25 protein-coding genes and 2 pseudogenes are annotated in these 16275 nt (G+C 67.3%); 5 read left to right on the forward strand and 22 right to left on the reverse strand.

Features of this window, described 5'->3' with window-relative positions:
• A pseudogene (locus V2J18_RS22940) lies at positions 1-665 on the reverse strand (tape measure protein); the annotation flags it as partial.
• A 3-nt stretch (positions 666-668) separates the two neighbouring features.
• Positions 669-923, reverse strand: a complete 255-nt coding sequence (locus tag V2J18_RS22945; protein WP_336130472.1) for a hypothetical protein — start codon at positions 921-923, stop codon at positions 669-671.
• On the opposite strand from V2J18_RS22945, the gene V2J18_RS22950 reads away from it, so the two are divergent.
• Positions 913-1089 (forward strand): hypothetical protein, encoded by a 177-nt coding sequence (locus V2J18_RS22950; protein ID WP_336130473.1) that lies wholly within the window; start codon positions 913-915, stop codon positions 1087-1089. The two genes, V2J18_RS22945 and V2J18_RS22950, sit on opposite strands and share 11 nt — an antisense overlap.
• A 32-nt stretch (positions 1090-1121) precedes the next feature.
• Here the strand turns inward: V2J18_RS22950 and V2J18_RS22955 are convergent, their stop codons facing one another.
• The 19 genes and pseudogenes from V2J18_RS22955 to V2J18_RS23050 form a co-directional block, all read right to left on the reverse strand.
• A complete protein-coding gene (locus V2J18_RS22955) occupies positions 1122-1598 on the reverse strand; it encodes a glycoside hydrolase family 24 protein (protein WP_336130474.1) in 477 nt (158 codons plus the stop codon).
• Positions 1579-1800, reverse strand: coding sequence for a DUF7940 domain-containing protein (locus V2J18_RS22960; RefSeq protein WP_336130475.1), 222 nt, complete (start codon positions 1798-1800; stop codon positions 1579-1581). The genes V2J18_RS22955 and V2J18_RS22960 overlap by 20 nt, the downstream gene beginning before the upstream one ends.
• On the reverse strand, positions 1797-1925 hold the full coding sequence (locus tag V2J18_RS22965) for a hypothetical protein (protein ID WP_336130476.1): 129 nt from the start codon (positions 1923-1925) through the stop codon (positions 1797-1799). Before V2J18_RS22965 ends, V2J18_RS22960 begins: the two co-directional genes overlap by 4 nt.
• Positions 1926-1981: 56 nt before the next feature.
• Complete coding sequence (locus V2J18_RS22970; protein ID WP_336130477.1) at positions 1982-2413, reverse strand: DUF6631 family protein; 432 nt, start codon at positions 2411-2413, stop codon at positions 1982-1984.
• On the reverse strand, positions 2413-3171 hold the full coding sequence (locus tag V2J18_RS22975; RefSeq protein WP_336130478.1) for a phage tail tube protein: 759 nt from the start codon (positions 3169-3171) through the stop codon (positions 2413-2415). The genes V2J18_RS22970 and V2J18_RS22975 overlap by 1 nt, the downstream gene beginning before the upstream one ends.
• Before the next feature lie 54 nt (positions 3172-3225).
• Positions 3226-3783 carry a hypothetical protein gene (locus tag V2J18_RS22980; RefSeq protein WP_336130479.1) on the reverse strand — a complete coding sequence of 186 codons (558 nt, stop codon included), beginning with the start codon at positions 3781-3783 and terminating at the stop codon, positions 3226-3228.
• Positions 3783-4211, reverse strand: coding sequence for a hypothetical protein (locus V2J18_RS22985; RefSeq protein ID WP_336130480.1), 429 nt, complete (start codon positions 4209-4211; stop codon positions 3783-3785). The genes V2J18_RS22980 and V2J18_RS22985 overlap by 1 nt, the downstream gene beginning before the upstream one ends.
• Positions 4204-4494: a head-tail joining protein gene (locus V2J18_RS22990; RefSeq protein WP_336130481.1), complete on the reverse strand. Its 291-nt coding sequence runs from the start codon at positions 4492-4494 to the stop codon at positions 4204-4206. Before V2J18_RS22990 ends, V2J18_RS22985 begins: the two co-directional genes overlap by 8 nt.
• 4 nt (positions 4495-4498) lie before the next feature.
• Positions 4499-5505: pseudogene (locus tag V2J18_RS23000) on the reverse strand (major capsid protein).
• Positions 5496-5900 (reverse strand): head decoration protein, encoded by a 405-nt coding sequence (locus V2J18_RS23005; protein ID WP_336133171.1) that lies wholly within the window; start codon positions 5898-5900, stop codon positions 5496-5498. Before V2J18_RS23005 ends, V2J18_RS23000 begins: the two are co-directional and overlap by 10 nt.
• Before the next feature lies 1 nt (position 5901).
• The gene (locus V2J18_RS23010; protein WP_336130484.1) at positions 5902-7080 is read right to left on the reverse strand and encodes a S49 family peptidase; all 1179 of its coding nucleotides are present in this window, start codon (positions 7078-7080) and stop codon (positions 5902-5904) included.
• A complete protein-coding gene (locus tag V2J18_RS23015) occupies positions 7077-8567 on the reverse strand; it encodes a phage portal protein (RefSeq protein ID WP_336130485.1) in 1491 nt (496 codons plus the stop codon). The genes V2J18_RS23010 and V2J18_RS23015 overlap by 4 nt, the downstream gene beginning before the upstream one ends.
• A gap of 2 nt (positions 8568-8569) precedes the next feature.
• Complete coding sequence (locus V2J18_RS23020; protein ID WP_336130486.1) at positions 8570-8788, reverse strand: phage head-tail joining protein; 219 nt, start codon at positions 8786-8788, stop codon at positions 8570-8572.
• Positions 8785-10722, reverse strand: coding sequence for a phage terminase large subunit family protein (locus tag V2J18_RS23025; protein WP_336130487.1), 1938 nt, complete (start codon positions 10720-10722; stop codon positions 8785-8787). Before V2J18_RS23025 ends, V2J18_RS23020 begins: the two co-directional genes overlap by 4 nt.
• Positions 10723-10725: 3 nt before the next feature.
• Positions 10726-11268, reverse strand: coding sequence for an elements of external origin (locus V2J18_RS23030; RefSeq protein ID WP_336130488.1), 543 nt, complete (start codon positions 11266-11268; stop codon positions 10726-10728).
• 119 nt (positions 11269-11387) lie between these two features.
• Entirely contained in the window at positions 11388-11918 is a 531-nt protein-coding gene (locus V2J18_RS23035; protein ID WP_336130489.1) for a hypothetical protein, read from the reverse strand.
• Between the two features lie 131 nt (positions 11919-12049).
• Complete coding sequence (locus tag V2J18_RS23040) at positions 12050-12556, reverse strand: hypothetical protein (RefSeq protein ID WP_336130490.1); 507 nt, start codon at positions 12554-12556, stop codon at positions 12050-12052.
• 184 nt (positions 12557-12740) lie between these two features.
• Positions 12741-13031 carry a hypothetical protein gene (locus V2J18_RS23045; RefSeq protein ID WP_336130492.1) on the reverse strand — a complete coding sequence of 97 codons (291 nt, stop codon included), beginning with the start codon at positions 13029-13031 and terminating at the stop codon, positions 12741-12743.
• Positions 13032-13172: 141 nt separating this feature from the next.
• The gene (locus V2J18_RS23050) at positions 13173-13430 is read right to left on the reverse strand and encodes a hypothetical protein (protein WP_336130493.1); all 258 of its coding nucleotides are present in this window, start codon (positions 13428-13430) and stop codon (positions 13173-13175) included.
• A gap of 236 nt (positions 13431-13666) precedes the next feature.
• Between V2J18_RS23050 and V2J18_RS23055 the strand changes: the two genes are divergently transcribed.
• The 4 genes from V2J18_RS23055 to V2J18_RS23070 all read left to right on the forward strand — a co-directional run bounded on the left by V2J18_RS23055 (position 13667) and on the right by V2J18_RS23070 (position 15585).
• A complete protein-coding gene (locus V2J18_RS23055; RefSeq protein WP_336130495.1) occupies positions 13667-14053 on the forward strand; it encodes a DUF6900 domain-containing protein in 387 nt (128 codons plus the stop codon).
• Positions 14054-14227: 174 nt separating this feature from the next.
• Positions 14228-14644: a hypothetical protein gene (locus V2J18_RS23060; RefSeq protein ID WP_336133172.1), complete on the forward strand. Its 417-nt coding sequence runs from the start codon at positions 14228-14230 to the stop codon at positions 14642-14644.
• Positions 14641-15246 (forward strand): DUF3489 domain-containing protein, encoded by a 606-nt coding sequence (locus V2J18_RS23065; protein WP_336130497.1) that lies wholly within the window; start codon positions 14641-14643, stop codon positions 15244-15246. Before V2J18_RS23060 ends, V2J18_RS23065 begins: the two co-directional genes overlap by 4 nt.
• A 141-nt stretch (positions 15247-15387) precedes the next feature.
• Positions 15388-15585 carry a hypothetical protein gene (locus V2J18_RS23070; RefSeq protein ID WP_336133173.1) on the forward strand — a complete coding sequence of 66 codons (198 nt, stop codon included), beginning with the start codon at positions 15388-15390 and terminating at the stop codon, positions 15583-15585.
• A 134-nt stretch (positions 15586-15719) separates the two neighbouring features.
• Here the strand turns inward: V2J18_RS23070 and V2J18_RS23075 are convergent.
• Positions 15720-16275, reverse strand: a 556-nt coding sequence (locus tag V2J18_RS23075; RefSeq protein ID WP_336133174.1) for a hypothetical protein, incomplete at its 5' end; no start/stop codon positions are given.

Here is a 16275-nt window from a genome sequence, read left to right on the forward strand (position 1 = left end):
TCGGCCAGCGCCTTCAACTCACCGACCGTCACGCCCATGCTCTTGGCCAGCGCCTGCATCAGGCGTGGACCCGCGTCGTTGATCGAGTTGAACTCGTCGCCGCTGAGCCGCCGGCGGCGAAGGCCTGCTCAACTGAACGATGACCGATGCGGTTTCCGCGGCCGTAGCACCGGAGACGGCCATGCCTTGTTGATCGTTTCGGTCAGTCCCAGGACTTCCCGCTGCGAGCCGCCCTGATCCTTCAATGCGCTGGTCAGGCGCCCGAACAGCGTGGCAGTCGAATCCAGTTGGGTCGACGTACGCTGCGCGATCGCAAAGACCGCCGCTTCGGCTTGATTAAAGCCGGCCTGCGAGGTGGTCGCCAGCTTGATCTTGGCCGACAGATTGGCATAGCTGTCGGCCGCTCGGACCAGACGGCCGACCGCGTCGCCCACGCCCTGGAGCCCGACAAATGCGAAGAGCTGGGTCTTGGCTTGCGCCAGTTGCGTGCTGATCGACGCGACGCTGGCGCGGATGTGGTCGAACTGCCGATGGCTGCGGCTTGCGGCTCGCTCGGCTTCGGTGGCGAACCCGCGCACCTGTCGGCTGGACTGCTGAAGCGCAGCATTGAGCGTCGCCGCATTGCCCTTGAGCAACAGCGTGATTGTGGTATCGCGATTGGCCATGACTCAGGGGCGCGTCGGGTCCGCCGGTGGGTTCGGCTGCCAGCCGCACAGACGGCGGCCGGCTTCGTTATGCGCCAGGATCTGTCGAGCGGTCAGATCCGTCAGCTGATCCTGACGGGACACCCGAATCGGCCGCGTCCAGGCGCGGCCGGTCGTCACCTCCGTCACGCGACCAGTCGTCGTACAAGCGGTCAGCAGCGGAATCAGGCACAGCCACCGCCAGCGGCGCCGGGCTGCCGGACGGCAGTTGAAGAACATCGGTCTCTACCTCGGTGCGTACTTCGTAGTCGCGACGCTCGCGTTCTGCGGTCACCGCACGGCGTTCGGCGTCGGCCGCCCGCCGCTCGGTGTGTTCGCGCGCCCGACGCGTGCCCTGGATGCGCCCCCAGCCGAACGCTGCCAGGACGGCGACGAACGCGGCTAGCACCGCGGAGCCCCATGCTTGGAGTCGGGCGATCACGCGAGCTGGCCTCCGGCCTTCTGATAGACCGCCAGCAACGTCTCCAGCGGCAGTTCGCGCTGGCCGTAGCCGGCGTCCGGCAACGAGGCCCAGGTCTTGCGCGACTTGCGGATGGCCGAGCTGATCCAGCCCTTCTTGATGTCGGCCAGCGCGCCGGTCTCGCGCAGCAGTTCGATCGCGGCGCGGTCCTGCGACGCCGGACCGAAGTCCGGCAGCTTCAGCCGGAGACGCAGGCTATTCCAAGTCTTCCATAGGAACTGATAGCGCCCCGCGGCGGTGGAGTTGATCCGATACTTCGGCAGCCACACCATCTTTCGTGGATGGTCGCTATAGGACGTGAAGCGCCCGCCGCCGACCATGACGTCGTAGCCGTGGTGGTCGCTGAACCGCTCCACGCCTTCGGCATGGGCGATCATGTCCAGAAAGGCCAGGACGTTCTGGCCGCCGGCCTGCTCAGCGGAGAGTCGTGCCATCGGCCCCTCGCTGCTGAAACAGCCGGCCGATCAGGCCGAGCAGGAGGATGCCCGCGGTCACGGTGGCCGCGATCCGGTCGGGCACGTGCGTGCGCAAATCCTCGGGCAGATTCAGCCAGACACCCTGCAAAGCGATGGCGCAGGTCATCGCCTGCACGCTGACGAAACGCCAGGCTTGGCGCCAGTTGTCGATCAGTTTCATGGGAGTTCCCGAAGGGAGGTTACGAAAGCGGTGACGTCCTTGCCGCCAGCGAAGCCGGCGTTGACGTCTTCGATGCGGTCGGCGCGCAGCGCGCGTTCGCGCTGGAGCGTGACGCGGTAGAACATGGCGAGCTGGCGCGCGGTCGCGCGCTCGATCCACGGCCAGTCGTGGCCGTGGGCGATCAGGGTGGCGAGGACGCTGGGCCAGTCGCTGTCGGCGCCGCGCGGCGCAGCTCCAGCGCCGCCAGTACGCGCTGCAGAAAAAAATCGGCGTTGACCGCCCAGAACGTCAGCAACAGCAGGTCGCCGTGGGCGCCGGAGAGGGCTTGGACCCAGTCGGCCGGCTGGTCGCAGGCCTGAGCGAGCAGTGCGATGGTGGCCGCGGGGTGTTGGGCGCAGACCCGGTGCAGGCGACCCAGATCGATGCTGCTGTCGTCGGTTTGCTCGACGAGGTCGGCGACGAGCGCCGCGATGGCGTCGTGCAGCTTCAGGCTTTCGAAGAAGCCGATCTCGCGCACGGTGACGGTGCGATCGCCGAGCGGTAGCGTCCGATTCGGTTGCAACACGACCAGTTCATCGGCAGCGGGCTGGGGGCGTCGAACTTTTCGCGCCATTACACCCTCGCCAGTTCGATGCGGCCGAAGCCGCCCAGGTCCGGGTCCAGCGCGCGCGACTCATCGAACAGGGCCGCACCCGACAGCTGCAGGCTGCCCCACTCCTCTGAGATCAGCGCCAGCTGCTCGATGGGATTGAAGGTCAGGCGGTACAGCGTCACCTTGGCGCGCTGACCGGTGACGGTGTTGATTCCGTCCAGAATCAGCATCCGCTCCGGCGGCGGGGTGTTGAACAGGGCGATGTTGACCGTCTCGCCGTGCTTGTAACTGGCCTTGAACGGCTGGGTCAGGCCGTCGACCTTGCGCAAGCCGATCACACCGCCGGACGCCGACTCCGTCCACCAATTCGCCGCTGGCACCGTGACCGGCGGATTGGCGCTGTCAGTGATCGCGACGTCGCTCACCCAGCCTCGGTCCAGCGCGACCAGGTCGTTGGCTTTTAGGCCTGGCGGCAGCAGTTCGTTGTTGACCGATCCCGCCGGCAGGGTCGCCGGAATCGAGTACAGGCCCTCGGCCAGGTTTTCCGGGGTCGCCTCGTCCAGGGTCAGGTTGACGTTGGCGGTCTTCGACTGGACGAGGCGGCCGTACAGCAGGCGATTGCCGCTGAACGATTCGAACTTGTCCGAGTTTTGGACTTCCAGCGCGAGTTCCAGCTGGGGCGCGTTGCCGACCCAGCGCAGCGGACCGGGCTTGCCGGTGGACTGGCGCTGGGCGAGGTAGACCTTGCCCTGGAACGAAAAAAGGTTCGGCGCGGCCATCGGGTCGCGTGCTCCTATAGATTAGGTGTGGGGCCGCCGATGGGCGGCCGAGACTCAGCGGCGCAGCGAGCGCAGCAGTTGCCGATCCAGATCGGCGGTGATGACGTCGAGACCGGCTTGGGCCATGCGCGCAGGGCGGTCGCCCTTGCGCAGCATCTGGGCCAGCGACGGGCCGAACAGCGGTTCGATCGGGTAACGCGGCACCCGCCGCGACCCGCCGCTGCCGATCAGGGGCTCGCGCTCCCAGGCCTTGTCGATGCCCTGACCGCGCCGCGCACGGACGAAGCCGTGGGGTTCGTGGCCTGGCCGGTTGCGGAAGATTCGGTACCGAAGACCGGACGGTGTCCCGCGCCCGGCGAAGTTCAGCAGACCGATGCCGTGCACCCGGCCCACCAGCGCAATGCCGTCCCGGGTGATGCGCACGCTCAGCCCGTCGCGTATCCGGGTCGCCGACAGCGCGTATTCGGTCTGGATGTCGCGGCGCGCCAGGACCGGCCAGCGGCGCCGGAGCGTACCGAGCGCGCGGCGCTGGGCGACCAGCACCTTGCCCGGCAGATCGCTGAGGCGCTGGGCGGCCTCCAGGGCGCCATCGGCGTCGATGGAAATCCGCATCAGCGCCGGTACCGCACGGTCAGGGTGACCTGCACGGCCACCACCGCCAGCCCTTCGGGCCGGTCGAGGAACACGATGTCCTCGACCTGCAACGGCAGGGCCTGGGGCAGCGGAATCCAGGCGTCGAGCGCGTCCTCGACGTCGGCGGCGATGGCATGGGCCCGGGCATGGGCGTCGTTGAGATGGGCCGGCAAGGTCGCTTCGACGATGGCCTGGAGCAGCCGATGCTGGCCATGTGGTTTCTGGGTGTCGCGGTGCACGCCCAGCGCGGCCAGGGTGAGTCCCGGTACGTCGGGTTCGGCATGTTGGGCCGGCTCCAGAGCCACAGCGGTGCCGATGTCGGTCCGATAGCCGCCATCGGTGCGGATATCGGCCAGGCGCGCAGCGATCCGCTCCAGCAGCACCCAGGTCGGCGTCGGCTCAGCCATGCAGGACGGCCTCATTGACCCGACCGTCGTCCCGGACAAGGGCCTCGACGGATTGGGTCCGGCCGTCCAGGCTCACTTCGTCGCCGCGGCGAAACACCCACTCGGCATTGCGAGCCAGCACGTGGCGGGCCCGCCCGACAACCTGCTGGAACTCCCCCAATCGCTCGACGCCGTCGCGCACGACAAGGCGGATCGACACCGAGGGGTTAGGGCGGCGCTGAATCTGCGCGACGACGCCGAGCGCGTCGAACACGACGGCATCCGCCGTCGAGAAGGCATCCACGGCATTACGCCTTCAGCTTCGGCAGCAGCGCGGGTCGATGACACATGGGCAACGGATTGGACTGGGTGTGCAGGTCGGTGCCGCGGTCGAACTTGCGCGGCGCCTGCTTGCTGTAGAGCAGTTGGCCGAGGGTGTTGACCGTCTCGTTGAAATCGGCTGGGCGACGTAGGTGGCGAAGGTGTCAAGGGTACCCAGCGGAAAAGCATGGCCCTCGCCTTCGGCGATGAAGCGGCGGGGCTCGCCGTCCGGACCGCTGGCTTCGCCGGTGTACTCCTCGAAGCGTACGCCTGCCAGTCGGAAATCGGCGCGCATGTCGTCTCGCATCGCAGCGCCTTCCTGCCAGCGTTCGTAGGCCTTTTCCACCTTGGGATGGCTGGTCAGCGCGTCGAAGAACTCGCTGGATACCAGAACGTGAATACCGCTCATCCGTTCACCCTGGAGCGACTGGCTCATGTAGCGCTTGAGCTCCAGACACTTCTTGCGAACATCGGTTTCCTTGTTGCTCAGTTGGAAATCGAACGTCTTCGGAGTGATCTTGAAGATCTCGAACAGGTTCGCCAGTTCACTTCCATCGGCGTCCAGGATCACGCCCTTGAGCGCGCCCATGCGCAGATGCTCCAAGGTAATGGCGTGCTTGTTGCGCATCGTCTGCAGGTGGTCGGCCATAACCCCTGCGACTGTTTCCAGATCGGTCTCGGTGCCGAATGCGCGAACGCCGACGACCTCTTCCGGCAGCACTACGTCGTCGTGGGGGATGTGCGGCACGTTGAACGCCCGCAGGGTTCGTTTGCCGCGCTTGCCCACCGAGCCAGGTGAACCCACCGGTTGCGTCTGCAGCAACGACAGCACACCGTTGCGCTCCTCGATCGTGACCTGGCGCGTGCGCACCGGCTTGATCGGAAACAGGTTCAACTCGTCCAGCCGGCCGTACTGGTTCGGCAGGAGATTGATTGCCGCGGTCAGGGCGCTGACCGAGAACGCGGGGTTGTGGAACGGGTTGTTCATCGACATGGATCAGGTTCCTTGACGCACGAGCACGCCGGCAACGCGCAGTTGCTGGAGGCAAGCCGAGCGCTGTTCGGGGTAATGGCTTTCGGCCAGACCAGAGCGTGGTCGGCCACGGTCGCGTGACGCGCGACGATCAGGCCGTCCGGGCTCGGCGCGTCGGCGGTGAGGATCGGCACAATCACGACGCCGACCGCCTGCTCGCGGCCATCGGTGGCGGCCGGGTCGAGCGCCGCCACTTCGCCGGTCGCGGTGATGCGTCCGACCACATGACCCAGTTGCAACGCTTGCTGCGCCGCCACGGTCACGCGATCGCGCGAGTACAGGTTGTCGGCTTCGAACTTGAGCAGGTCGCCCAGGTTGTTGGGCTCTGACTGCGGCGGGTAGACGGTGATGCCCATCTCAGCGCTCCCTCTTACAGCGCGCGGCCCGTGCCTCGACGGCGTGGATCAGCGGGTTGTCGTCCAGCGACGTTGTGGCCGCCACGGACGCAGCAGTCGGGGACAGGTGGCTGGTGATCTCAGCCGTCTCGGCGCGCAGACCGAGCAGCTTCCGACGCACGTCAACGGTACTCAGGCCTTCGCCCAGGAACTCCGCGGTCAGGTCGGGGCGCCCGGCGAGCGCGCACAGCTCGGCGATCGCCAGGGCATCGCCGTGCGCTTGCGCGCGCGCGGCGTCAATGTCGACGGCAGGCGCCGTCGATTCGGGGGTGGACATCGTGGGGAACTCCAAGGAAGAGGGACGCGCGACCGCGTCCAGTTCGGTGTGCATCTGCAGCACGGCGTCGCCGAGCGTGCCGAGCCGGTCGGCCAGTCCCGCGTCGATCGCGTTCTGGCCGAAGAACAAGCCGGCCTCGGTCTGGCGGATGGCATCGGCGGGCAGGCCGCGGTGATGAGCGACCGTCTGCACGAACAGTTCGTACAGGCGGTTCACTTCGGCCTGGATCGAGGCTCGGGCTTCGGGCGTCAGCGGCTCATGGGGGTTGCCGTCGTTCTTGCGCGCACCGGCCAGGATCGGGGTGTAGCTCAGACCTTGATGGGCGTCGCGCTGGGATTGGTCGACATGGAGCGCGATCACGCCGATCGAGCCGATGCCGGCCGTGCGGGACACGAACACCTGCTCGGCCGCGCTCGCCAACGCATACGCCGCCGAAAACGCGGCATCGTTGGCGACTGCCCAGATCGGCTTTTGGTCGCGGCCGGCGCGAATGCGGTCGGCCAGGTCGAACACGCCCGCGGCTTCGCCGCCGGCGCTATCGACATCTAGCACAATGCCGCGCACAGACCGATCCGCCAGCGCGGCGTCCAGGCGTGCCGCGATGTTCTCGTAGCTGAGCAGGCCGGACATCGCGTCCAGTCCGCCGGTCCGTTGCACCAGCGTGCCGTGTATCGGCAGAACCGCGATGCCTTGCGCCTCGCCAACGCGCGACGGCGCGGGCTGGGGCGGCCCCAACTGCGGGGGCGGCCCCGTCTGCAGTTCGAACTTGGGCGCGAGTACGTTCAGGATTACGTCCAGCTTGGCGCGCTGGATCAGCAGCGGCGTGTTGAACACGCGCGCCGCCAGGTAGGGCAGTCCGGTCATGCGGGAAGGTCGGTCTCAGGCGGCGGCTCGGCCGGCACGGATTGGAAGGCGCCGTTGCGGGCGACGCGGCGCGGATCGGTGTCGAACACCAGGCCGAGGTCGTCGGCGCGCGCCGCGTCAGCCGCAATCTCTCGATCGATGGTCTCGGCGTCGTAGCCGGAACTGGCGATGGCTTCCGCGCGCGAGAGCAGGCCCGCCCGGATCGCCAGAATCATCGCGTTGAACTCCTTCTCCGGGTCCACCCAGTTCCAGCCCTGCGGCACCCATTTGCAGGCGCGGTACTGGCGCTTGCGGCGGCGATAGCCGGGCAGTTCGACGGCGCCGGCCAGGACGGCGGCGTCCACGAACGCGTTCCAGACGGGCCGGCACAGCTGGAACACCAGCACCGTGTGCTGGACCTGCTCGCAGCGGCGCCGGAACTCCAGCAGCCCGGCGCGGATGGACGAGTAGTTGACCCCGGTCAGGTCGCCGGTCAGCTGCTCATAGGTGATGCCCATCGCCGCGGCGACGGCGCGGAATTGCGAGCGCAGGAACGCCTCGTAACTCGCGCCCACGTCGGCCGGCTGGGCGAAGGCGACGTTCTCTCCCGGCTCCAGGATCTGCAAGCTGCCTGGTTCCAGCCCCAGCGGCGCGTTGCCGTGCTCGTCCGCCGGGGCATCACCCGGCAGCGGATCGTCGGGGCCGCCGCGGGTAATGAAGCCGGCGAACATCGCCGCGGTCTTCTTGCGAACCAGCTCGGCATCGTCGTACTGATCCAGCTCGTTCAGCTTGACCAGCGCGCGCGCCAGCCACGGCTCCCCGCGGATCTGTCCGGGACGCAGGGGGCGGAAGACGTGCAGGATTTCGGAGGCGCGGATCCTCACTGTGTCCATCCCGCCCTGGCGGGTCATCGGCGCCATAGCGCCGTCCTGCGGATGCGACAGGTAGAGGTGGTACGCCACCCGCCGGCCGAGCCGGTCGAACTCGATGCCGGCGCGAATGACGTTGCCGTTCGGCTCCTCCCGGTTCAGATGCAGCGGCAGGTGCTCGGGCTCCAGCACCTGCAGTTGCAGCGGCACCGCGAGCCCATCCTCTGGCCGGCGCGGGCGCAGGCGCACCAGGCACTCGCCCCCCTCCACCAGTGCGCGGCAGGCCAGCGCTTGCAACCCGTACAGATCGGTCAGGCCGGCCGCGTCGGCTTCGTCCACGAAGTCCCACCAAAGCGTGTGCAGCGCTTCGCGTTGGGCGGTGTCGGCGATCAGCGACTGCGGCTTGATCCCGGTGCCGACCGCGTTGGCGACGAACGCCTCCACCGCGGCGTTGGCCCAGGCATTGCGCCGCACCAGATCGCGCGAGCGCACCCGCAGCGCATCCCCGGTCGCGACCAGCACTGCGACGGCGCCGGGATTACCGGGCTGCCAGGCCGTCGAGCGCCGGCCGTGGCCGGCGACCTCGTGTATGGGCGTTCCGCCGAACATCGCGGCGCGCAGCCGTCCCCACCAGCCCATGATCAGAAGCCCTTGGCGGTGGTGGTCAGCAAGCGGCGTACCCGGCGAGGTCGGCCCTCGGTGCCGGCGAGCGCGGCCTCGATCTCGCGAATCGCGGCCAGTAGCTCGTTGACGGAGCGGTACTCGACCAGACGGTCGCCGAAACTGACGCGGCGCTCGCCGCGCGCGAGTGCGTTGCGCAAGGCCTGCAACTGTTCGTGGGTATACGGAAGATCGCTCATCGCATGAAACGGCTCGAAATTACCCGGCGCCGTGGGCGCGGGCCAGAAGCAGAAAGGCCGCCCGAGGGGGCGGCCGTGGGAATGGGTAGCGCAGTTGGAGCGGGCGATGCGGTCGGTGGGGCCAGGCCCAGCGTCCGCTCCATCTCCCGCCAGTGGCGTTCTTCGAAGCGGTCGACGCCGGTCTGCATCGCGCCGGCGCGCGCCATGACGTAGCAGTCGAGGGCTTCGTTGCGGTCGCGGCGCTTTTCCCACACCCGCTGCGGATAGCCGTGCCGGTCGCGCCGGGTGATCAGGTGCTCGGCAGTCAGCTGCTGGAGGAACTCGCCATCGACCTTGGGCAGATGGACATAGCCGGCCGGAAACACCGGCTGCCCGTCCGGGCCGATCTCGATCGACAGCCGCAGGGCGTTGTACAGCTCCAGCTTGGCGATCCCGCCCGCGACGGCAAACAGCTTCAGGCCGCGGCGCAGACGCTTGCCCGGTACGCTGACATCGACCGCGGTCGGGATGCCGATCAACGCGGCGCCGCTGCCGACGCCCTTCATTGGCAGCAGGCGCGGGTCGGCGACGTCCCGGGCGAAGGCGTACGCCTCTTGCGTCGCGTAGCCGGTGTCCAAGCCGAGCCGGGTCAGCGGCAGCAGGGCGCCGGAGGCATGGGTCCACTGCTCACGCAGCAGCCCGGCCAGCTCGGTCCAGACCGCGGCGCGCGCCGTGTCGCCCATCAACACCCGGTGCTCGACCAGCCAGGTCTCACGCTCGCGGCCGAATGCCCAGACCGAGACCTCGATCCGGTCCTTCTGCACGTCGGCGCCGCCGGCCAGCAACAGGCCACCGGCCGGCACCGTGCCGACCCGGTAGTCCTCGCGGCGCTCCAGCAGACGCTCCCAATCGGGGGCCTCGCCCTCCTCTTCCCAGGTCTCGCCGAGCTCGGTGTTCTTGAACGCCTTGAGCGCTGTCGCCGAGCCCTGCGCGGCCTCCCAGGCGGCGGCGATGTCCGCCCAGCTACGCCAGCCGACCGGCGAGTACAGCGACGACAAGTGGTAGCCCGCGGTCTTGCCACGGTTCTGCGGCGCAGTGGCGATCCATCGACCGGCGGCCAACATCGCGGTCTTGTGATGCTCGCCGATCGGCTGCTCGCAGGTTTCGCAGATGTACCGGGCCGACCGCGGGTCGCCCCAGGTCCAGCGCAATTGTTCGAACCGCAGCCACTGTTCGTGCGCACAGTGTGGACACGGGACAAAGTACCGGCGCTGGTCGGAGGCCAGGTACTCGCGCTCGATGGTCGAGGCGCCGGCAATCGTCGGTGTCGACACCAGCAGGATCTTGCGGCGGGTGAAGGTGCGGGTGCGGGCTTCGGCCAGCGCCACCGCGTCGCCTTCGCCCTCCACGTCGCGCGGGTAGCCGTCCACCTCGTCCAGAAACAGGTAGCGGACCGGCATCGAGCGCAGGCCGACCGCGCTGTTGGCGCCGGTCAGGACCAGAACCCCGCCGCGGAACTCCTTGGCGAGGATGGTGTTGCCCGAATCGCGTGCGCGCGAGGGCGCGATGCGCTCCCGCAGCGACGGCGATTCCTCGATCAGCGGATCGACGCGCTGCTTGGAGTTGCGCTTGGCCATCTCGACCGTGGGCGCCACGGCCATCATCGGCCCCGGCGCGCACGCGATCACATAGCCGATCCAGTTGTTCCCGCACTCCGTGCCGCCGACTTGCGCGCCCTTCATGAATACGACGCGCTCGATCGCCGAGGCCGGCGACAGGTCGTTCATGATGTCGCGCAGGTAAGGCGTGCGCGCGGTGCGCCATCGCCCGGGCTCCGACGACGAGGTGCTCGACAGCACCCGGTCCTGGTCCGCCCAGTCCGACACGTCCAAGAACGGATCGGGCGCTAGCCCGTCGCGCCAGGCGCGGGCGACCTCATCGAAGCCGTCGTACAACGATCACTCCAGGCGGGCGACGAAGTCGCCGAGTTCGGCCAAGTGCTGGCGCACCTCGCGCTCCAGCGACACGTGCATCGCATGAGGATCGATGCCGAGCTCGGCGGCCAGCATCGAACTGATGCGCGCCGGCCAGTTCAACCAGGCGTCGCGCTCGGCACGAGCCAGGGCGAAGACCTGGCCGATGGCCTGCTGCCGGTCGATCAGTTCGCCGCGCAGCTGCGCGATGCGCAGCTTGTGGTGCTGGGCCTTGAGGACTTCGTTGGCAGTCCGCGCCTGTGCGTAGCTGTTGCCGGTGGGAGCGCCAGACGGTGCAGCAATGGTCTCCTCGCCACGGGCCGCTGCGCGCGCCCGCGCCGGTCGGGGGGCCGCGCGTGATTCAGCCAGCTCGGCCTTGGTCGTGTTCGCGTCCCACTCGGCATCGGCGCAGGCGGCGTCGATGGTGCCGTCCGGCAACGCCGAGATGCGCCCGGTGGCGATGGCTTTGCGGACGGCGGTGTCCGAGACGCCGCGATGGCGCCCGTAGGCGCGAATGCTGATTCCCACAGGCGGTCAATCGCAGGTTCGGGCCTCCGCGACCGCCGGCCATCGGCGCAGATTGGGGTGAATGGAAGAGGGAACACCCCAGCCCCCATTGAGGGATTGGGGTGCGCGCTCTCAGGGTATTAGTTGCGCGGCGCGCACATCGCGGCCGTGATGGCTTGCTCCAGATGCCGAATGGCCGAGCGGAGGCTGGGCTGGTACTTGGCGTCCGCCACGTCCCACACCTGCATCAACCGAGCCTGTTGTACCGCTCGATTGAGTTGATGCACCGGCAATCCTACGAATTCTGGCTCCAGAGCTTCGATGTAGCGCACGATTTCATCGTGCAACCAGCGCAACGTCATCTCATCCGCGCAGATCTCACTGGGAACCCAGCGCTTCGCGGACCAACTGCCGGTCTGATCGATGGCGCGCTCGACCGGCGCCAGTTCCCTACGGCACTCGGCCACCAGCCGTCCAATGTTCGTCGGGTCGAGGCGGCGCGTACGAACTGTGTCCGTGCGTTCGGCGAGGATGCAGGCCAAGCCGTAGCAGGCGAACAAGGTCAAGCTCGATTCGGGTTGTGAGAATGTGTGTCCGGACCGCAGTATCCGTTCCAAATAGTCGCTGAGGCTTCGCAGCTCAGCGTCCGCAATGAAGATCTCCTGATTCATGGTTCGCTCCTCTCACACCGCGTCGTTGCGGCAGCGGCATGAACGCTTCAGTTGCGGCGGAAGCCAAGCAGAACTTGCGGAACACGATGACGACGGACAGGTGCCCGACAGCTTCGCCGGGCGCCCGTTACCTACTCTGGGAACTGACCCAGCGCCTCTTCCAGCCCACCGACCGCCAAGCTGATTGCGTGCTGGAAATCGGCGTCGCAGGATCGCAGCACGTGCAGCCGTTCGACCGAGACGAGCGCCTTCTCGACCCATTGGCGCGGCGTCAGCGGCGACCGGCATTCCAGGTAGTCCTCGATCTGCTGCGCCGTGGCCGCCAGGAGGGCGGCGACCGCTTCGTTTCGGCGCTTGGGGCGTTGCTTGAGGCGATTGGCGCCGCTGAGGACGCGCAAACTCCACCGCCCCATTTCCTCGTTCACCACGGCCACCCGCGCGTGCAGTTCGATGCCGTCGATACGCCGTGCCCGGTCGATCCGCGTCCAGGGCTCCAAGAACCGGGTCAAGGCGGCGCATCCATCCACCGAGCACGTGCCGTACTCCCAGACCGGCTCCAAATCCGTCGGCGCGGTCAGCAGCCATCGAATCTGGCTCCCCAACGCACGCAAAGTGAAGAGATCTTGCTCGATATCCATTGTTGCTGTTCCTAGGTCACCGCCCAGCGCGGCGATCGCATGAACGCTTCAATCCCCTGCGATTCCAAGCGTGAAAGCGAGGTAATAGGTCCCGGTAGACAGGCGACGGACAGCTTGCGGCGCGCGGCAGAAGAGGGAAAACCCCAGCGCCCGGTCGGGCGCTGGGGTTGACGCTCTCGTGCTGTCAGCCAGCGGCGTTGTTCAGTTCATCAAGTACCGGTGCAAGGTCCATGTCCGGCTCAAATTCCAATTCGCCACGCTCGGCCAATAGCTGGACGATGTTGACGCAGCTGGCTACCAATTGCTTCGCAGCGCTCAGTTCGTCATCGCTAAGCTTCTCGGGGTCACCATCCGTCAAATCTTCCAGCACGTGTTCGCAAACGCTCAAAGCAATGGCCGTGTTCTGGAATCGGCAGTAAGACATGTTCGACATGGCTTCGCTCTCAAGTTCGCCGCGACGTTGCGGCGTGGGCATGAACGCTTCCTTCGAGCGGAATCGCAAGTGAATATCGCGGTCCATGGTAGGGCAGACAGCACAGGGACAGCGTCGGCCTAGAATTGAAGAGGGAACGCCCCAGCGCCCGGCAGGCGCTGGGGACTTCGCTCTTCGTCTGGCTCAGGCGTCGGCCAGGCCGTTGAGGTATTCGACCGTCATGTTCACATCGATGTTGAGTTCAAACTCCCTATCGTTGGCTTCGAACAACGCCTGGATCAGGCGCAGGGACTCGGTGGCCAACGCTTTGGCCGCCTCCAGCTCCTCGGGGCCAAGGCGCGGGGCCATCTGCACCGCCATGTCCGCGAGGCGATTGGCGCATGCTTCTTGCAGCGCATGAGCGGTGCGAAACAGGTGGGTCTGTGCAATTTCAATCTTCATGCTGAGGTTCCTGGCACTCGCCGCTCCGTTGCGGCGTCGACATGAACGCTTCATTCGGCGGCAAAGCCAAGCGAATCCGTAGCGGCGTAGACAGGAAACGGACATCCTTCGAACGAACCTGTCAGACACCTGTACACGCTGGAGAACGCGCGCTCTCTATCCCGAGAATGCGCTTGCTATGTGGGGCGAATGAAGCGTTCATGCGTCCACCCAACGCATGGCCAAGGAGGCCGCACATGGACGACGCATTGCTCACCGAGATTGCGACGCAGAACTTCCGCCTATCCACGCTCGAAACTCGCCACAGCGACGAGCTGGATTTCCATAGCGTTGCCGTCTGGAGTATCCGGGCGGCGCTACGGTCTGCCTATCTGGCCGGCTACGCCGCCTCGATGCGTGCCGTGCGAGGCAAGGAGACCCCGCTGCCGACCGAGCACCACACCATGATTCACGGTGTCTGGTTGGGTCAGGGCGAGGCGGCCGATGTCTCCGATGACCGGCGGGCCGAAACGATCGAGACGCTGCACATCCACGAGGTGGAACTGCTCGCATCCCGCGACACGGAGCGCCTCGCCTGCGATGTGCTCATCCCTGCGGCGATTCGCCAGCGCCGCATCGGCTAGCCGCACGCTGCGCCAGCGCCCCCGGAAACGGGGCTTTTCTTTACGTGCGCGACGAAGCTGTCCGACACCTGTCCACGCTGGAGAACGCGCGTTCTTTATCGCGAAAACCGCTTGGCTTCTCCGCAGGGTGAAGCGTTCATGTCGCCACACCAACGACGGCCACGGAGGCCAGCGATGAAAGTTCAGACCGAACAGCTCAAGCATTTCCTGCGCGGCATGAAGCGGGCTGACCGCGCGAAGCTGGCGCAGCTGACCGCCTACGCGGACTGGCACGGCGCCGCCAGACGCGAACTCGAGCGCCGCGCCGAGCAGCTTTTGGAAACCTTGCCCGGGACATCTTGTTGGGGCTGGTCTCCGGCGAGATCCAGATGCGCGAGACCATCGCCGATGTTCTTGCCGAGCAGCCCTGAACTCAGGTTCCTCAAGGCGGTGCACAGCTCGGTTCTAGTCGCCGCCGCCAGCGGAACCCTCGACCTCAACCAACTGGCTCGCGACGAACTGATTCGTCGCGGGCTGGACCCCAGCGGCGAATGGGTAGGTCCCCGCCGCGCCTACGAATTGCATCACCCCATCCAAGGAGCATCATCATGAGCACCATCGAACTGTCCGCCAACCAGCGCAGCGTCCTCGAACTGGCCCTCGACACCGAGGGCCGCATCGAGCGCTATCCTGCCAGCTTGCTGGGCGGCGCGCGGACCAGCGTCATGCGCGGCCTGCTGCGAAACGAACTGGTCGAAGCGCACGATGCCGGCTACCGCCTTACCGCTGCCGGCTACGCGGCCATCGGCGCCAATGAGCCGGCTGGCGAGGACATCGCCAGCGAGAATGCAGGCGCCGAGCCGGAGGCCGATGCGGGCGAAGGCACCGAGCCGAGTTCGGACCATGCACTGCCCGAGCCCGCACCCGCACCCGCACCGGCTAAGCCGAAGCGCGCCGCGCGCGGGGACACCAAACTGGCGACGGTCGTCGGCATGCTGATGCGCCCGGATGGCGCCACCATCGCCGAGATCATGGCCAAGACCGACTGGCAGCAGCACTCGGTGCGCGGCTTCCTCGCCGGCGCAGTCAAGAAGAAGGGCTACACCGTGACCAACACCAAGGAAGGCCAGGGCGAGCGGGTGTACCGCATCGCGACCGAGGCGCCGCAAGCGGACGCCGGCAACACCGGCCCGCAGGCCGACGAAGAAGAGTAAGCCCACCCAGCGAGCTGGACACCTGCCCGGCTCGCTGTCTCGTTCGTGTCTGCCTCGATTCCAGCAGCAGATCACACGAGAATCCGCTTGATGTTCCGTCGCGATGAAGCGTTCATGGCCTCCCAGCCACGGAGAACGACCATGCACGACGCAGTGCCAACCCAGTCAGGATACGATCTCGCCGCCCTGCCGGCCACGTTGCTTCAGATGGTCGAAGAGATCTTGTCCAACGATGAAAGCAGCAGCGACGACGCCGAACTGGCACAGTACCTGACCGAAGTCGGCCTGTCCGACACGCAAGCCCGAGACGCGCTGGCCTACCGGATCTGTACCGCTTGAATCTCTGGGTAGCGGCTGCACGCCGATTCGCGGCGGTGTCCAAACTGCGCTACAACGGGACCATCGGCCAGTTCGAACTCGCCTGATGCTCGGGCCGCCGCCCCGCGCCGTGCAGCGTCAGGGGCGCAGTGCTCTCAGGATCTCGGCGGCGACTTGCGGGACGATCGCGTTGCCGGCGGCGCGCAGCCGAGGAATTCTTCCGGGTATCCCATGAGCCAGAAGACGAATTCCGGGTTCAGGTATCCGCCGGCCGGCGAGGGTGCGACCTGCCGCCCAAGCATCCCATTCTCCGGCGCGCTGCCAACGCTCGATGCATCCTTGTGGTCCCGCGTCGTCGGTGTTGCCCATACTGCCTGCGCCGGGAGCGGCTGCGTGCTGCCGCTGCCGAAGGCCTGGTTCGGCCCGCCCTTCTCCCCGTCGCGCGCGCGCGGGGTGCTCCACACCGCCTTCGCCACCCCCGGCAGGCCATTGCGTCGCTCGGCCGCAAAGTCGCCGCGCTTCTCGGCGTCGTTCGCCGTGGCCGTTGGCCAGACCATTCGCGCCACCTGAGCCAGTTCGATGGTCCGCTTCTTCCCGCCCGGCGTCTGGCGGTCCAGTGTTGTCCCGCCGGCACCGTGCGCCCGCCGCTCGGCGTCAGCGCGGTGGTGCCAGACGCGCCCGACGATCCAAACCCGGTCGCGCCGATGGGGG

Source organism: Lysobacter firmicutimachus (genome assembly GCF_037027445.1).
Taxonomy (GTDB): domain Bacteria; phylum Pseudomonadota; class Gammaproteobacteria; order Xanthomonadales; family Xanthomonadaceae; genus Lysobacter; species Lysobacter firmicutimachus.

What these genes read in the sequence shown, in the direction of transcription:
- V2J18_RS23035 (WP_336130489.1), bottom strand. Translation starts at nt 11,918, where the DNA reads ATGAATCAGGAGATCTTCATTGCGGACGCTGAGCTGCGAAGCCTCAGC.
- V2J18_RS22985 (WP_336130480.1), bottom strand. Translation starts at nt 4,211, where the DNA reads ATGGCTGAGCCGACGCCGACCTGGGTGCTGCTGGAGCGGATCGCTGCG.
- V2J18_RS22960 (WP_336130475.1), bottom strand. Translation starts at nt 1,800, where the DNA reads ATGAAACTGATCGACAACTGGCGCCAAGCCTGGCGTTTCGTCAGCGTG.
- V2J18_RS23060 (WP_336133172.1), top strand. Translation starts at nt 14,228, where the DNA reads ATGAAAGTTCAGACCGAACAGCTCAAGCATTTCCTGCGCGGCATGAAG.
- V2J18_RS22955 (WP_336130474.1), bottom strand. Translation starts at nt 1,598, where the DNA reads ATGGCACGACTCTCCGCTGAGCAGGCCGGCGGCCAGAACGTCCTGGCC.
- V2J18_RS23020 (WP_336130486.1), bottom strand. Translation starts at nt 8,788, where the DNA reads ATGAGCGATCTTCCGTATACCCACGAACAGTTGCAGGCCTTGCGCAAC.
- V2J18_RS23045 (WP_336130492.1), bottom strand. Translation starts at nt 13,031, where the DNA reads ATGCCCACGCCGCAACGTCGCGGCGAACTTGAGAGCGAAGCCATGTCG.
- V2J18_RS23010 (WP_336130484.1), bottom strand. Translation starts at nt 7,080, where the DNA reads ATGACCGGACTGCCCTACCTGGCGGCGCGCGTGTTCAACACGCCGCTG.
- V2J18_RS22975 (WP_336130478.1), bottom strand. Translation starts at nt 3,171, where the DNA reads ATGGCCGCGCCGAACCTTTTTTCGTTCCAGGGCAAGGTCTACCTCGCC.
- V2J18_RS23065 (WP_336130497.1), top strand. Translation starts at nt 14,641, where the DNA reads ATGAGCACCATCGAACTGTCCGCCAACCAGCGCAGCGTCCTCGAACTG.
- V2J18_RS22970 (WP_336130477.1), bottom strand. Translation starts at nt 2,413, where the DNA reads ATGGCGCGAAAAGTTCGACGCCCCCAGCCCGCTGCCGATGAACTGGTC.
- V2J18_RS22980 (WP_336130479.1), bottom strand. Translation starts at nt 3,783, where the DNA reads ATGCGGATTTCCATCGACGCCGATGGCGCCCTGGAGGCCGCCCAGCGC.
- V2J18_RS22965 (WP_336130476.1), bottom strand. Translation starts at nt 1,925, where the DNA reads ATGTTCTACCGCGTCACGCTCCAGCGCGAACGCGCGCTGCGCGCCGAC.
- V2J18_RS23015 (WP_336130485.1), bottom strand. Translation starts at nt 8,567, where the DNA reads ATGGGCTGGTGGGGACGGCTGCGCGCCGCGATGTTCGGCGGAACGCCC.
- V2J18_RS23050 (WP_336130493.1), bottom strand. Translation starts at nt 13,430, where the DNA reads ATGAAGATTGAAATTGCACAGACCCACCTGTTTCGCACCGCTCATGCG.
- V2J18_RS22945 (WP_336130472.1), bottom strand. Translation starts at nt 923, where the DNA reads ATGTTCTTCAACTGCCGTCCGGCAGCCCGGCGCCGCTGGCGGTGGCTG.
- V2J18_RS23055 (WP_336130495.1), top strand. Translation starts at nt 13,667, where the DNA reads ATGGACGACGCATTGCTCACCGAGATTGCGACGCAGAACTTCCGCCTA.
- V2J18_RS23040 (WP_336130490.1), bottom strand. Translation starts at nt 12,556, where the DNA reads ATGGATATCGAGCAAGATCTCTTCACTTTGCGTGCGTTGGGGAGCCAG.
- V2J18_RS23070 (WP_336133173.1), top strand. Translation starts at nt 15,388, where the DNA reads ATGCACGACGCAGTGCCAACCCAGTCAGGATACGATCTCGCCGCCCTG.
- V2J18_RS23005 (WP_336133171.1), bottom strand. Translation starts at nt 5,900, where the DNA reads ATGGGCATCACCGTCTACCCGCCGCAGTCAGAGCCCAACAACCTGGGC.